Here is a 13,793-nt window from a genome sequence, read left to right as displayed (position 1 = left end):
GTCCCGGGGTTGAGCCCTTCCGGCCGCGCGGACGGGAAATCAATGAGCGCGGTGCGCCGGACAGGGAGCCGCGGCATACCCGGCTTCTTGATCGGTATCCGGCACGCTCGCGAGCAGTTCGCCCGGCTGCCCCGCCGCCAGCCGGCCCCCTCCGTCTCCGACGCGGACGAACACCGGAGTGCCCGGCTCACCGACACCCGCAATGCTCAACCGGCCCTGGGCATTGCGGGGTTCGCCCCCGCCGGCCTGCGCATCCGCTCCGGTGCGCGGCCGGTACGCGGCGGCGATGCCCGATGAGCCGCTTCCTCTTCGTGGTGCCGCCGCTCGCCGACCACATCAACCCGGCATCGGCGGTCGCCGCCGAACTCGCCGCCCGGGGGCACGATGTGGCCTGGGCCGGCCTGCCTGCCGTCCTGGAAGGTCTGGTGGCCGCCGACGACCCCGTCTTCCCCTGCGCGGTTACGCCCGGTCCCGGCAGACCGCGCGACCTGCGCGGCGTGGCGGCCCTGAGGTTCCTGTGGCAGGACTTCTTCGCCCCGCTCGCGTACGCCATGGCGCCCGGAGTGACCGCCGCCGTCCTGGAGTTCGGGCCCGACCTGCTCGTCGTCGACCAGCAGACCCTCGCGGGCGCACTGGTCGCCGAACGGCTCGGCGTCCCCTACGCCACCTCATCGGCCACCTTTGCCGAGCTGTCACACGGTCCCGGCGACACCCCGCAGTCCGACCAGTGGCTCACCGACCTTCTCGACGGCCTCCGGCTGCGCCTCGGCGACCCCTCGGCCCGCTACGATCCGCGGTTCTCACCCAGGCTCACGCTCGTCTTCTCCACCAGCGAACTCACCGGCCCGCACGCGCCGAACCGCGGTCCGGTGTCCTTCATCGGCCCGGCGCTCGGCCAGGTACCCGACTCGCACGCCGCTACCGCCGACTTCCCCTGGGGGTGGATCGAGCGGGACGACGACCGGGCGCTGGTCCTGGTCTGCCTCGACACCGCCGACACCACGGTGGGCGCCCACTTCCTCGCCCAGTGCGTCGACGGCATACGCGCCCGATCACGCACCATGCGGGCAGTGGTCGTCGACCCCGACGGTGTCCTCGGCCAGCCCCGCGACGACGACAATCTCCTGATCTGCCCCTCCGTACCCCAACTCGCCCTGCTGGCCCGCACGGACGCCCTCGTCTGTCACGCCGGGCACCGCACCGTGACCGAGGCCCTGTGGCACGGCGTCCCCCTGGTGGTGGCACCGGTCCGCTATGACCAGCCCGCCATCGCTGCCCAGGTCACCGCAGTGGGCGCGGGCGTGCGGGTGCGTTTCGGCCGGACCGACGCCAAGGCCGTCGGATCCGCCCTGGACGCCGTGCTCGGTCAACCCCACTACACCGCCGCCGCTCGCCGCGTCAGCCGCTCCTTCCGTGAGGCAGGCGGGGCGCCCACCGCGGCGACACATCTTGAAGAACTCGCCATCGCGGAGCAGGAGAACCCACGGCAGGGACTGCAGATATAGCCGAGCGCGCACGCCCGCCGAGGAAACGCCAGCCGCAACCGGCCGCCAGAGCGACCCCGTTCCACCGGCCACCACACGCCACCAGCTCCAGAGGAACTGACATGCCGACACGGATATCCCGCAGGGCGGGACGACTCGCCGCCGTCCTCGCCCTGATCCTCGCGGCCTGCACGCTCTTTCCGGGCACGGCGGGCAGCCGGCCCCGCCACGCTCCAGCGAGCGAGGCTGCGCCGCTGCCGCCCGACGACTTCTACGTACCGCCGTCCGCCATGCCCGACGGGAAGCCCGGCGACGTCATCCGCTCCCGCAAGGTCGAGCCCGGCACCCCGACCCCGCGCGCCCTGGCCGACACCTGGCAGGTGATGTACCGCTCCACCGACGCGCTCGGCAAGCCGCATGCGGTGACAGCCACCGTCATGGTGCCCAAGGGCGGCACGCCCGCCTCGCGGCCCATCGTCGGCTGGGGGCCCGGCACGCAGGGGCCCGCCTTCCGCTGCACCCCGTCCCGGATGATCGCCAAGGGCGCCCTCTACGAGCAGTGGGTCATCAACGCCATGCTCAGGGCGGGTTACGCGGTCGCCGTCCCCGACTACGAGGGCTACCGGCCCGGACCGAAGACGACGTACATGGTGGGCAAGTCCCTGGGCCCCGCCCTCATCGACGCGGTCCGCGCCGCCCAGCGGCTGCCCGCCACCGGGCTCTCCGCCGACGCACCGGTCGCCTTCCGCGGCTACTCCCAGGGCGGCGGTGCCGCGCTGTGGGCGGGCGAGTTCCAGCCCGACTACGCGCCCGAGCTCAACCTCAAGGGCATCGTCGCGGGCGGCGTCCCCGCCAGCCTGATGGAGGTGGCCCTGCCGCTCAACGGCCGCCCCGGCTCCGGGTTCCTCTTCTACGCCCTGATCGGCCTCAACAACGCTTATCCCGAGCTCAAGTTCGGCGACGTGCTCAATGACGCGGGCCGCGCCATGGTCGCCGACCTCGAAGCGGGTGGCTGCGCCCTGGAGATGATCAACAAGTACGGCAACAGACCGCTGTCCGCGTACGTCACCCGCAGCCCGCTCGTCGACGCGCCCTGGGTCGCCCGCTACACGGAGAACACCCTCGGCAGCAGCCCGAAGATCAAGGTGCCGGTGCTCCAGTATCACGCCACCCAGGATGCCCTCGTCGAACCGAACCAGGCCGACGCCCTGCACAAGCAGTACTGCGCGCAGGGCGTGCCGCTGACCTGGAAGACGTACGACACCACGGGCCATCCGCCCGTGGCCGACCACCTCTGGCCCATCCAGGCGGCAAACGCCGAGGCGATGACGTATCTCGCTGACCGCTTCGCGGACCGGCCCGCCGCCCCCAACTGCTGAGCGTCGCAACTCCGAGAGGTGAGTGAGTCATGGCAACGAGCAACAAGCACCGCAAGAAAGGCAGCGGCCGCGTGCGCCGGGGCATGGCCGGCACCGTCGTCGCGGCCGTCGCCGTGGCAGGACTCACCGCATCGGGCGCACCGGGCGGCCCACTGGCGGCACCCCGCCGCGGCGCCGCCCCGGACAGCGCCACCGGCGAAAACGGCGGGTGGCTCCCGCCCGCGGGCCCCTCGGCCGACGCCTACCACACCGAACTCCCGCCCCTGCGCGGCAGCAAGGGCACACCGGGCGGCGCAGGCGAGGACGAGACGCCCGAGGTCCGAACCCAGTCCGGCATCCCGGCCACGGTCCTCACCGCCTATCGCAACGCCGAGGACGCTCTCGCAGACACCGACCCCGGCTGCCGCCTGCCGTGGCAACTGCTCGCGGCCATCGGCAAGGTGGAGTCCGGGCAGGCCCGCGGCGGCCGGGTCGACGCGGACGGCACGACCCTCACCCCGATCCTCGGTCCCGTCCTCAACGGCAGCGGATTCGCCCGGATCCCCGACACGGACGGCGGGAGGTACGACGGCGACTCGACCTTCGACCGTGCGGTGGGGCCGATGCAGTTCATCCCCTCCACCTGGGCCCGCTGGGGCGCCGACGCCAACAAGGACGGCCGCGCTGATCCCAACAACATCCACGACGCCGCGCTCGCCGCAGGCCGCTACCTGTGCGCCGGCGACCGCAACCTCACCCGCAAGGCGGACCTGGACCGAGCGATCCTCAGCTACAACCACTCATCCGCCTACCTGCGCACGGTCCTGTCCTGGCTGGACTTCTACCGCCGCGGCACCCACGAGATCCCCGACGGCCGGGGCCCATTGCCGACCAGCCCCGGCCCGGGCGGCAAGACCCCCGCCACGCGCCCGGCCGGCGGAGGCGGCTTGGTCATCGGCCCCCAGCCCACAAACCCAACGAACCCCCACCCCGGCCACTCCGCCTCACCGGACCCAACTCGCCCCGGCCCACGCCCCACTGCGCCAGGTCCACGCCCCAGACCTACTACTTCGAGCCCCACGGACCCGGACCCCACCGCCCCGGACTGCCCCTCTCCGACCCCCTCCGAAGCCCCGACCCCGACCCGCGAGCCATTCCCTTCCGGCACCCCGACGCCCTCGGCCCCCTCTTCTCCTTCGCCGTCACCCTCATCGACGGGATCGCCCTCGCCGACCGACTCACGGCCTCCGGACGCTTGCAGCTCGTAGGCCTGACCAGCCCCGGGTACTTACGACTGCGCCCGCCGGGTGGTGGCCGGGCTGTGGTGAGCGGGTCAGTCGGTGGCGGCCAGGGTCTGGGCGAGGTTGTCCAGGACGTGGGGCCAGCCGTTGCCCATGCCCGCGAGCGCCTGGCGTCCCATGGGGGAGTCGAGGTCGAAGCCGGCGTGGGTCAGGACGAGGCGGGTGCCGACGTTCTCGGGGTGCAGGGTCCAGGTGATGGTGGTGTCGAGGGTGCCCTCGGTGAACCGGTAGGCCAGCAGGAGTCACCGGCCAGTAGCGGGACCGCGGCGATGGCCAGCGCGCCGACCGCCACCGCCCGCACCTCGTGTCCCGGGGCCAGCCAAGAGGTCAGCACCACGCCGGAGACGGCCGCGGACAGTACCGCTCGGTCCGGCCGGGGCAGACCCACCAATCCGCCGAACTCCATCGCTGCGATCACCCCGACCACGAGCGCAAGGGCCGTCACCGCCGGGCTTCCCCACCAGAAAGCTCAGGCGACCAGGGGCACTCCGACCGCCCAGCAGCACCAACGGACCAGCAGTTCGCGGCGACCGGAGAGTGCCGCAACGATCCCACCAAGTGCGAGAGCCCCGCCGAGGAAGGGCACGAGGGAGGCGACGCTGGTCACCGTACGTGGCCGGCAATGGCGTCAACCGGGGTCCCGGTGGACTGCCGCGTGAGAGAGCCGGGTCGCAGCGTCTGCAGCGCGGCTTCGTACGCCGCAAGGATGCGCGCGTTCTCCGCCGCGTCCCTGACGGCGACGCGTACGGTGCGCCCTTCGTACTGGGGCGAGAGGGGTGACAGGTCGCGCAGATAGACGTTGTGTCGGCGGCACTCCCGCACCAGGCGGGCAGCGCTCGGTCCGTCGTAGGGCAGGGTGATGTTGAGGAAGTTCGCAACGCCCTCTTCGACCACGGCGGTGTCGTCCACCCGGGCGAGGTCGGCGGCCAGTTGACCGCGAAGGGTGTGGGTGCGAAGCCAGCAGGAGCGGTAGTGCTCGGGGTCGCGCAGGGCGGCCACGGCGGCGAGTTGCGCGGGAAGGCTCACTGCCCAGGGCGGCGTCCACCGGCGGAGCAGCGCCGCGGTGGCGGGTTCGGCCACCAGGAAGGCGGCACGCACGCCGGACAGCGCGTACATCTTGGACAGCGAGGTGCAGACCACGACCCGCGGGTCCACCGCGGCCAGTGGGGCGAGCGACTCCGCCAGTTCCACGTAGCCGAGGTAGGCCTCGTCGAGCCACCAGCGGGTCCCGGCCGGGGCGGCCTCGATCAGGGTGCGCAGTTCGGCGGCGGATGCGTGGCCTCCGGTCGGGTTGTTCGGGTTGACGACGACCACCAGGTCGTAACGGCCCGCCCCGACGACAGAGGCCAGGCGGGCGAAGTCGATGCGCCACCCGTCCCTCCTGTGGAGTCGGAAGCGATCCACGCGACACGATCACGCGCTCGGTGACATGGGCGTATTCGCCGTACCCCGGGTCCAGCAGCAGCACTCTGCTCTCCGGAGTCAGCCACCGGCCGAACGCCCGGAAGATCAGGTCTGACGACCCGGCCCCGGCCACGAGCGTCTCCACCGGTAGCGCCCGGGCCCTCGCGAGCTCCGACAGCAGGCCATCGGCGCCGGTGGGAGGCGAAGTTCTGGCGGACCAGGCCGGGTCCTCCGTGAGCGCCGCACATGCCCCTGGAGAGGGCGAGAACCAGGCGTCCAACACGTCGGCAGCGACGACCTCGTGGCGCCGGTGCAAGGTGCGAAAGTCCGTTCCAATGGCAGTGACCGCCGTGCTCACAGCCGTCCGGCCCGGGCGCCCAGTCCATGTCCAACTGCCAGTCCACCAAGGAGCCGAGCCGCTCCAGGACGGCGCGATACCGGGTGGCGGCCACCTGCGTCAGCCCGGCCACCTCGCCCGTCAGTACTTCGAAGGTCGCCGCACCGCTGCGGACGGTGTGTCCGACGGGCCGCAGGCCGACCGCCAGGTACATGTCGAGCAGTTCGGTGCGGCCCATCGCCACCACCGTGCGGCCTCCCCGGGAGGAGATCCAGCGCAGGGCCGCGTACATCAGAAGGGGTGCCACCATGGTGCTGCGCCAGCGCGGCTCCACGGTGAGAATGCGTATCTCGAAGACTCCGCCCTCGGACAACAGCGGCAGTTCGTCGCGGGTGAGGTATTTGTCGAGGCCGTAGCGGCCCAGCCACGGTGGGGTGAGACTGACGAAGCCGATACGGACGGGCCCCCGGGCCGCGACCAGGTAGACGTTGTCACCGTCCAATGCGTCGTACAACCGCCGCTCCGGTTGTTGAGTGTGCTGACCGAGCTCTTGGGCGTACACGCGATGCCGCAACTCGTGGATCCAGTCCAGGTCCTCGGGAGTGGCAGCTCGTATGTGCAGGTCGCGACTCATGCATGTCTCTTTCGGCAAAGGGCAACAGGCCCGGGCGGCGCTCTGCCCTTGAGCAGCAGCTGGGGCGAGCCCTTACCGGAGTTCGCGCCATGAGCACATCTTTGGGGGTGCCCTGCGGCCGCACATGAGTACGCGTACTTGAGTACGTGAGCAATTGCCGTGGCGCCGCTCGCCCCGGTCGAGCCGACCGGCGCCTGAGACGCCCGCGGGCGCGACGGATAGCGTGCGGCCATGGTGATGACGGAGAAGCGGCGCGTCCTGTATCGGCAGGGCACCGGGTTCTGGCGGATGACAGCGAAGTGGGTTCTGGTCTTCGGGGTCCTGTACCTGCTGGACGGCGGGCTGCTCCGGTCGTGGGGTGACGCGTTGGTCTGGCCGATGATCGGCATCTTGCTGTGGGTGCCGTTCGGGATCGGCGTCGTTTGGTACCCGAAGAAGGATCAGCGGGTCGAACTGACGGTGCGTGAACTGCGGGTGAGGCGCAAGCGGTTGCCGATGGAGGAAATAAACCTGCTGCACGTGGCGCGGCTGTGGCTGGAGGGGCGGTCGACCGCGGACGAGCAGCTGGTGCTGGAGTGGGCACGGTTCGATCGGGTGGTCTGGGTGCCGCTGCGGAGCGGCCAGGCGTTTGGCGTGGAGTTTCGCGACCCGGTGGCGTTCGCCAAGACGTTCGGCGCCTTCGCGGTCGCAGCGTGCGGCGGTCCGGACATCGTACGCGCGAGGGCCGCAGCGGAGACCTACCCGGATCCAGTCCCGATGCGTTCCCGCCTCAGCGCCGACGGCTTTTGGCCGGACGCCCTGGACATCTTCGACTGAGGGCCGGGCGAACCCCCTGCACCGTGGTGGCCCCCAACTCCCGGGATGCGTCGAGGCAAGCCGCCGCCTGACCCGGCGTGGTGAGTGTTCCGGTCGACACAGAACCTGAGCCGAGCGCAGCCAGGCTGTCGTGCGTAGTCTTCGTTACGACGTGCGTGCCTTCGCCGCGAGAAGAAGGAAAAGAGCTCCGCATGACGCAGAAGCAACCCAAGACCGAGCTTGACGCCCGATACAGCTCCGCGCTCAACCCACGCCCGGGCGCGGGGGCCGTCACGGCCACCGATTGGGCCGAGGTCCAGCGCAGGCTGCAGGACGCCGAAATCTTCTGGATCACCACGATCCGGCCGGACGGCCGGTTGCACGTCACTCCGCTGATCGCCGCCTGGTACGACGGGGCGCTGCACTTCAGTACCGGGCGTGGCGAGCAGAAGGCGAAGAACCTGGCCGGCGATGCGCACTGCGCACTGACCACAGGGCACAACTCACTCTCCGAAGGACTCGACATCGTGATCGAGGGAACGGCGGAGCGGGTGATGGATCCCTCGCGGCAAGACGAGGTCATCGGCGCTTTCGAGTCGCAGTACGGAAACCACATCACATCGCCGGACGGGGTCTTCTTCGGCTTCGGCGACAGCATCCGCACGGGCGACGACCTGCTGTTCGCGGTGGCGCCGGGCACGGCGTTCGGCTTCGGGCACGACGGCCAGGTGTTCAGCCACACCCGCTACAGCTTTTAGCGGGGCTGCGCATTTGAGTTGCACGTTGACTGCGTGTTACTCCGTGGTCTTTGGCGTGCCGACCGTGCGCCGGACTCTTGCCCACCATGAAGTCCGGCCGGGCGTGGCAACATCTTCAGCGGTGCGTTCACTTGGTGTGTCCTGGAAGTCGCCGCGGAATGCCACGATCTCCTCGCTCACTCCGAGCACCTCCAGGAGGGCATCCAGGGCCTTGTCCGCGTCCACGTGCGGCTGAGTCAGCCAGACGAAGGAGACCCCGGCAGGATTGCCGACGTGCCTGCTGACGGCGAAGCTGAAGCCCCGCAGCAGAAACAGCACGACGTCAAGATCATCCAGTCCGTCCCACGACCGCTCCACGTGCAGATTCAGGCGGTTTGCCACGGGCTGTACCGGAAGTTCGAGCCCTCCGATCATCTGAAAGAGCGGGGAGCAGTGCTCCCAAACGCTCCACTGATGGGCCGGGTTCTTTCCCGTGTAGTAAGGCGGGCTGGTGGCCGGCTGCCAGTCGGACTCGGGCCCGGGTATTTCCGTCGAAGTCACCGCAAGCCTCCTCCGACGTCATCCGGCCGGTAGAAATTCATGCTGGTACCCCTCCCTCGCAGGTCACACCCTGTCACTACGCGGCACGCCAGCGTACTGCCGCAGCCCCTTGCCCGCTCGCGTGCCTTCATACCTTGTCGACCGAAGTGCGTGGCCATGGTGACGTGTCGGCAGCACTGCCTCGAACGGTGCTCGCACTTGAGGGAGGTCTTCGCCATTCGTCACTCGCTCAGGCGGAGCCCCACCGGCACGAAGCGGACGGCGTGCTTGAGGACAGTGCTTCTGGACCAGTCCTACGTCGAGTGCCGCGCTCGGCTGAAGGAGCCTCGCTGCCCAGCTGGTGAGCGCGTCGCGGAACGCCCACATATCCGCTATGGCACGAGTCCGCACGTCCGCCGGCGCAGTGCCCGTAACCACGAACGCTTGCCGTAGCGCGCTCAAGCCCACACGACTTGGCCACTTAACACATTCATGACCCAGCGGCGCACGCGCGAGGTCCTGCGAACTGGCTGGTCGAGCATGACGTTTGCTTAAGATCAGCGGATGACCATATCCAGCTACCTCCTGCAAGGGCCGCGGTGGCCCTTCGTCACATCGTGCGCACGGACTACGGAGAGGTGACAGCGCTGAGGAGGGCCAGCACGGACATGCTGCACCGTTGGCTGGGGACGCGCGAAGAGTCCAAGGAGGCATTCCACAGCCGCCTTGCACGGTTCGAGCAGCCAACTCACGAAGGGTTCGTGGTCTGCCTACGCCACACGGGCGCAATCGTCGGCGGAGCCAACATCAACAACATCGTCAGGGGCGGACTCCAGAGCGGCACCCTTGGATACACCGCATACGCATCCACGACCGGCCGGGGCTACATGACCGAGGGCCTCAGGCTGGTCCTCCAGCACGCCTTCGACGAACTGCAGCTGCACCGACTGGAAGCGAACATCCAGCCCGACAACATCTCTTCGCTCAAGCTGGTCAAGCGCCTCGGGTTCCAGGCCGAGGGCTACTCGCCCGCTTTCCAGCTCATCAACGGCGAATGGCGAGACCATGAGCGCTGGGCCATCACCGCAGAAGCCTTCAAGGCCACCGAACCACCCGCCACCAGAATCACACCCAGGTGAGCTGCGCTTCCAAACAGGTAGCCATCTACTACCTGGGTACGCAGGGATCATGATGTGAGTACGTGCACGGATTCGGATCGGCGCGGGGCTGCCTACGGTGAGGTCCATGACTGCACCAGCTTCCTCGTCCGCGTCCAGACGCAGGCGGCACCGGACGATTGCCCTCCTGCTTACCCCAGTGGCCCTGCTCGGCGCCGGCGCCTGGTTTGCGATGTATGGCTGGCCGGAGTGGTACGACAAAGAATCGCCGCCGGAGATGTTGCGGCGTATCGCGGCCCAGAACCAGGTTGCCTACCGCGTACTGAATCTCTGACCCGTGTTGAAGCCTCGGTCTGGGCCGGAGGATCCCACTGAACACCACTCCAGCAACTCCGCTTCGACGGGCGAGTGTTACCCGGACGGCCTGGAAGCGATGAACGACGACCCTCTCGACGGGGTCTACAACATCCAGCATGGCTGGACCGCGGTCATCAAGGACGAGTCCGGGGTGCGGGACGCCTTCGACCGTCTGCAGCGCCATCTGACGGAAGAGGGCTGGGACGTCGAGTGGAGCGAATCCATCAACAAGCAGAACTTCGGTGTGGTCGCCGACAAGGACGACTACCGGCTGTCGATCCGCTGGCATTCAGACTTCAAGGAGGTCACAGGCCTGGGCAGTAGCCCCTGCGCCCGCTTCCCCGACCGAGCGCAGGAGCGCGCTTACCGTCCGGCCGACCACTACACGGACCCCGACCAGCGGCTGATCCCGCCTGACCTCGTACCCGGGCGGCGCTGACCCGGCACAACACCGGGATGAGAGCCTGCTTCAGCGCAATGCTCCGCTGGCCCCGAAGCGAGGCTGCCACTCGTGCAGCGCTGGCAGATGCTCGGTGGGTAGCCGTACCAACTGGGGCGCCGGTCGGCACTGGCTCGCTTGTTTCTTGCCGCCTCGTGGGGCTCCGCGCCTCAGTCAGCTCAACTTGGGGAGCCCGGGGATCGGGGGCAGCTCAACGCCGGGGATCTGGGGCAGCTTGATCTCGGGCAGTTCAACGCCGGGGATCTCGGGCAGCTTGATCTCGGGCAACTTGATCTCCGGAATTGAGATCGGAGGCAGGGGGTCGGTGGGAGCAGCTGCGGATGCGGCAGGTGCTGCGGTGGCATCGACTGCGTGGGCGGGAACGGCGAGGACGCCGACGATGACGGCGGCTCCCAACAGGGCGGTGCTGAGACGGCGCATGACGTCTCCCTTCCTTGACGGTGTACCGGCGTGATGCGCCGGGATGCTGCCAATCGTTCCGGCCGTGCAGGCGGTGCCGCCCGAACTGGTGGGCCATACCGGTGACAGCGGTGACAGCGGTGACAGCGGGTTGATGCAGGACGTCGCGCTGCGCCGCGGAGATGCAGAAGAAATGGAAACGACGCTGATCTGGTCTCCCGGCTCTCACGAGACGGTTCGTGAGGTGATGCCCGTCTGTGACTGCGCGGCTCAGCTGGCGAGCCAGGCTCTTGACTGGGCAGGCGATGCGACTTCTCGAGCCGCCTCCCGCGTCCGGCTGTTCATTGTGGGGTGGCCGTCCCGGATGGGCGGGGCGCGAGAACGGGGGCGAGCTCGCGCCATTCTCGCTGCGGCAGCCTGGCCGGGTCGGCGGTCAGTACTTGCAGGCAGACGTGATCGGCTCCAGCTTGGAGGTGTTGCTGAACGCGTCGGCGGATCGCTTCTGTGTCTCCGTAGACGACGATGGCGTCCACCAGTCTGCGACTTGGACCGCCGACACCTGCGCGGTCGGATCAGCCGAACGAGGGTCGGGCAAGGCAGAGCCGCCTACGATCAGTGGTGAGCTGCTGCGGGGAAGCCGGACAGCTTCGCGGTTCGACCAGGTACGGGGGAGCATGCACACAGGACAGACGGAGCGCGGGGCGCTCAGTGCTCTGAAGGGCGCGTACGCATCCTTTGCGGGTGTGGTGTCCTTGCTCGGTGAGGAGGAGTCCTGGCTGCCAAGTGGATGCGTGGGGTGGGCCGTGCGGGATCTGGTCTTCCACTGCGTGGCCGACGCTCAGAGGGGGTTGGTGGCTCTGCATACGCCCGCTGATGAGCCTGCAGACCGCGATGACGTCACCTACTGGGCGGACTGGCGGCCAGGCACGGCAGACGCGGCGAACGAGCAGCGCTACATTCGGGTGGGCGCCAGTATGTTCTCGGAGTTCGAGCAATTGCGAGAGCTGTATCTGGTGACTGCAGCAGCGGCCGTCACTGCGGCTGAGCGCAGCGATCCCCAGCAGTTCGTCAGCACGCAGGGGCACGTACTCACCGCCGGCAACCTGATGGAGACCCTCGCCGTTGAGGCCACGATTCATCATCTTGACCTCGTTGCTCACCTTCCGGCCAGTACATCTCCGCCGGCAGCCGTCGGGCTGGGGCGTGTACGGGCCACTCTCGATGGTCTGCTCGGTCGTCCGGTACCCGTGAACTGGAGCGATGAGCACTACGCGCTGGCCGCCACCGGTCGACGGCCACTGACCGCCGCTGAGAAACACCGACTTGGCAGCGACGCTGATCGGTTCCCGCTTCTTGGATGATCGCTGTGGCGCGGGAGGATGACAACAAGTTCGCAAATTCGCAGTCTGTGACAGTTGGCCTGCCTCGCTGCTGACAATCAGCGTGCTTCGCACGAGGTGAACGCCGAGGTTCCACCATGCTGTCGGTGACACCCATTGCGCATTGGCACACGCTGTGACTGAGCGTCTCGGTTGGCGAGTGAGCGCGTGAGTTGGCGAATGGAGCGGGCGGCGTCGACGGCTTGGGTGAGCTGGAAGACTCAGTGGCGGCCGGTCCAGCCGCCCAGCCGGCCCAGGAGACGCCACACCGGCCGCTCCTGCTGCCGGCCCTCGTGCCGCTTCGTCTCCCACGACAGCGCACCGCTGCCGTATGCACGCGTGGCTAGGCGGTTCACCTCCTCTTCCACGTTGCGCAGATGCTTGCCGATGCGTTGAATCCCCTGGTTGCAGTCCCTGAGCCACAGCACCCCCAGCAGGAGCGTGGCGACGGCGATGTACGCCGAGGGTCTGTCCAGGGAGACTCCGCCCGTTCCCGCGACGAGGGCAGCGATCACTCCTGAGAAGCCGAGTATCTGCATCCTCGACGTCACACGCTGGGCGACCTCCGCCCGCAATGACTCGTACTCCCGCATGAGCAGAGCGATGATCTCTGCATCGTGGTCCTGACTGTTCTGCTGTGTCATGCCTCCCCCAAGGGCCGACCCGCCTCTGCCCCTGGCGTTCCCGCGCCCTCTGGAGCCAACCCGTATTTGAGGAAGATCTGCGCCCAGCCACCGACGGCGCCCCGCAGCCGCCCCACCCATCGCGCCTGGCAGGTTCGTCTCATGAGAGCGGTACGCCAGCCCTGGCGTGGACGAGGTCGCCCGCCACGTCGCGGAGCGCGGCCCTGCCGCACGTCGGCGGACGCAGCAGAGAACGTGGCTCTACGAGCTGGGGCGGGCTCTTGCGAACCGCCCGGCATGCGTTCAACTCGCCAACTGAGACGCTCAGTCGCATCCGCAGGTAACCCGGAGCACGATCAGCGTCCAGACGGCGGCCACCCGCTACCTGTGACAGCTGGAGCCCGATTCGGACGCCGACATCGACGCCGACACCGACGCCGACGACCTGTACACGCTGCCCCGCGAGCAGGTCGCCGACCGGCTGCTGATCAGGGACCCGAGCGGGTCGGTGCGCGCCATGGCCGAACTCCTCAACTACGTGGCCCGCCACGTGGTACAAGCAGGGCACCCCGCTGTGCCGGCACGCCCAGGCCCTAGCCCGCACCTTGACCAGTAGGAGGGGATCTGGGCATGCCCGTATCCGTGAGGCACCCGTGCGCGTTCTGTGAGGACAGGGCCCGCCGGGAGGATGCGATGAGCGCGCAGTCCGACCATGCACCCGCCACCGTCCTCGCCCCTGCAGTGGGCGCTCCGGCCGAACTCGTTGCCCAACTGCGGGCCGACAAGCGCGTGGAGAAGTGGGTGCCGGCCTTCGAGTGCGCGTACGCCGCAGCCTTGGAAGAGTCCCTGCGCGCCTTTTCCCTGGCC

Annotated in this window: 14 protein-coding genes and 2 pseudogenes; 10 read left to right on the top strand and 6 right to left on the bottom strand. The window is 69.0% G+C overall.

Annotation, left to right across the window (positions count from 1 at the left end; genetic code table 11):
- Window positions 1-51 precede the first annotated feature (51 nt).
- From ACZ5U5_RS00080 to ACZ5U5_RS00065, 4 genes are all read left to right on the top strand, one after another.
- Complete coding sequence (locus ACZ5U5_RS00080; protein ID WP_469014398.1) at window positions 52-297, top strand: hypothetical protein; 246 nt, start codon at window positions 52-54, stop codon at window positions 295-297.
- Window positions 294-1,505 (top strand): glycosyltransferase, encoded by a 1,212-nt coding sequence (locus ACZ5U5_RS00075; RefSeq protein ID WP_469014397.1) that lies wholly within the window; start codon window positions 294-296, stop codon window positions 1,503-1,505. The genes ACZ5U5_RS00080 and ACZ5U5_RS00075 overlap by 4 nt, the downstream gene beginning before the upstream one ends.
- Before the next feature lie 101 nt (window positions 1,506-1,606).
- A complete protein-coding gene (locus ACZ5U5_RS00070; RefSeq protein ID WP_469014396.1) occupies window positions 1,607-2,863 on the top strand; it encodes a lipase family protein in 1,257 nt (418 codons plus the stop codon).
- Between the two features lie 29 nt (window positions 2,864-2,892).
- Complete coding sequence (locus ACZ5U5_RS00065) at window positions 2,893-4,110, top strand: lytic transglycosylase domain-containing protein (protein WP_469014394.1); 1,218 nt, start codon at window positions 2,893-2,895, stop codon at window positions 4,108-4,110.
- 65 nt (window positions 4,111-4,175) lie between these two features.
- On the opposite strand, the gene ACZ5U5_RS00060 is transcribed toward ACZ5U5_RS00065, so the two are convergent.
- Together ACZ5U5_RS00060 and ACZ5U5_RS00055 are read right to left on the bottom strand one after the other, a co-directional pair.
- Window positions 4,176-4,340 (bottom strand): SRPBCC domain-containing protein, encoded by a 165-nt coding sequence (locus ACZ5U5_RS00060; RefSeq protein WP_469016796.1) that lies wholly within the window; start codon window positions 4,338-4,340, stop codon window positions 4,176-4,178.
- A gap of 406 nt (window positions 4,341-4,746) precedes the next feature.
- A pseudogene (locus ACZ5U5_RS00055) lies at window positions 4,747-6,518 on the bottom strand (aminotransferase class I/II-fold pyridoxal phosphate-dependent enzyme).
- A gap of 231 nt (window positions 6,519-6,749) precedes the next feature.
- Here ACZ5U5_RS00055 and ACZ5U5_RS00050 point away from each other — a divergent pair.
- Together ACZ5U5_RS00050 and ACZ5U5_RS00045 are read left to right on the top strand one after the other, a co-directional pair.
- Window positions 6,750-7,334 carry a hypothetical protein gene (locus ACZ5U5_RS00050; protein ID WP_469014393.1) on the top strand — a complete coding sequence of 195 codons (585 nt, stop codon included), beginning with the start codon at window positions 6,750-6,752 and terminating at the stop codon, window positions 7,332-7,334.
- Between the two features lie 191 nt (window positions 7,335-7,525).
- Window positions 7,526-8,071, top strand: a complete 546-nt coding sequence (locus tag ACZ5U5_RS00045) for a pyridoxamine 5'-phosphate oxidase family protein (protein WP_469014392.1) — start codon at window positions 7,526-7,528, stop codon at window positions 8,069-8,071.
- 36 nt (window positions 8,072-8,107) lie between these two features.
- Here the strand turns inward: ACZ5U5_RS00045 and ACZ5U5_RS00040 are convergent, their stop codons facing one another.
- Window positions 8,108-8,485, bottom strand: a complete 378-nt coding sequence (locus ACZ5U5_RS00040; protein WP_469014390.1) for a hypothetical protein — start codon at window positions 8,483-8,485, stop codon at window positions 8,108-8,110.
- 704 nt (window positions 8,486-9,189) lie between these two features.
- Here ACZ5U5_RS00040 and ACZ5U5_RS00035 point away from each other — a divergent pair.
- The 3 genes from ACZ5U5_RS00035 to ACZ5U5_RS00025 all read left to right on the top strand — a co-directional run bounded on the left by ACZ5U5_RS00035 (window position 9,190) and on the right by ACZ5U5_RS00025 (window position 10,504).
- Window positions 9,190-9,729, top strand: coding sequence for a GNAT family N-acetyltransferase (locus ACZ5U5_RS00035; RefSeq protein ID WP_469014389.1), 540 nt, complete (start codon window positions 9,190-9,192; stop codon window positions 9,727-9,729).
- A 106-nt stretch (window positions 9,730-9,835) separates the two neighbouring features.
- Window positions 9,836-10,042, top strand: a complete 207-nt coding sequence (locus tag ACZ5U5_RS00030) for a hypothetical protein (RefSeq protein ID WP_469014387.1) — start codon at window positions 9,836-9,838, stop codon at window positions 10,040-10,042.
- 99 nt (window positions 10,043-10,141) lie between these two features.
- Entirely contained in the window at window positions 10,142-10,504 is a 363-nt protein-coding gene (locus ACZ5U5_RS00025) for a hypothetical protein (protein WP_469014385.1), read from the top strand.
- Between the two features lie 174 nt (window positions 10,505-10,678).
- Here ACZ5U5_RS00025 and ACZ5U5_RS00020 read toward each other — a convergent pair whose 3' ends face one another.
- Together ACZ5U5_RS00020 and ACZ5U5_RS00015 are read right to left on the bottom strand one after the other, a co-directional pair.
- On the bottom strand, window positions 10,679-10,945 hold the full coding sequence (locus tag ACZ5U5_RS00020; RefSeq protein WP_469014382.1) for a hypothetical protein: 267 nt from the start codon (window positions 10,943-10,945) through the stop codon (window positions 10,679-10,681).
- 320 nt (window positions 10,946-11,265) lie between these two features.
- Window positions 11,266-11,481: pseudogene (locus ACZ5U5_RS00015) on the bottom strand (TIGR03620 family F420-dependent LLM class oxidoreductase); the annotation flags it as partial.
- A gap of 117 nt (window positions 11,482-11,598) precedes the next feature.
- Between ACZ5U5_RS00015 and ACZ5U5_RS00010 the strand changes: the two are divergent.
- Window positions 11,599-12,285, top strand: coding sequence for a maleylpyruvate isomerase N-terminal domain-containing protein (locus tag ACZ5U5_RS00010; RefSeq protein ID WP_469016793.1), 687 nt, complete (start codon window positions 11,599-11,601; stop codon window positions 12,283-12,285).
- A 239-nt stretch (window positions 12,286-12,524) separates the two neighbouring features.
- Here ACZ5U5_RS00010 and ACZ5U5_RS00005 read toward each other — a convergent pair whose 3' ends face one another.
- On the bottom strand, window positions 12,525-12,947 hold the full coding sequence (locus ACZ5U5_RS00005) for a hypothetical protein (protein ID WP_469014379.1): 423 nt from the start codon (window positions 12,945-12,947) through the stop codon (window positions 12,525-12,527).
- Between the last annotated feature and the right edge of the window lie 846 nt (window positions 12,948-13,793).

It is taken from the genome of Streptomyces sp. NPDC033177 (assembly GCF_055577715.1).
This window is presented reverse-complemented; position numbering and strand designations above follow the sequence as displayed.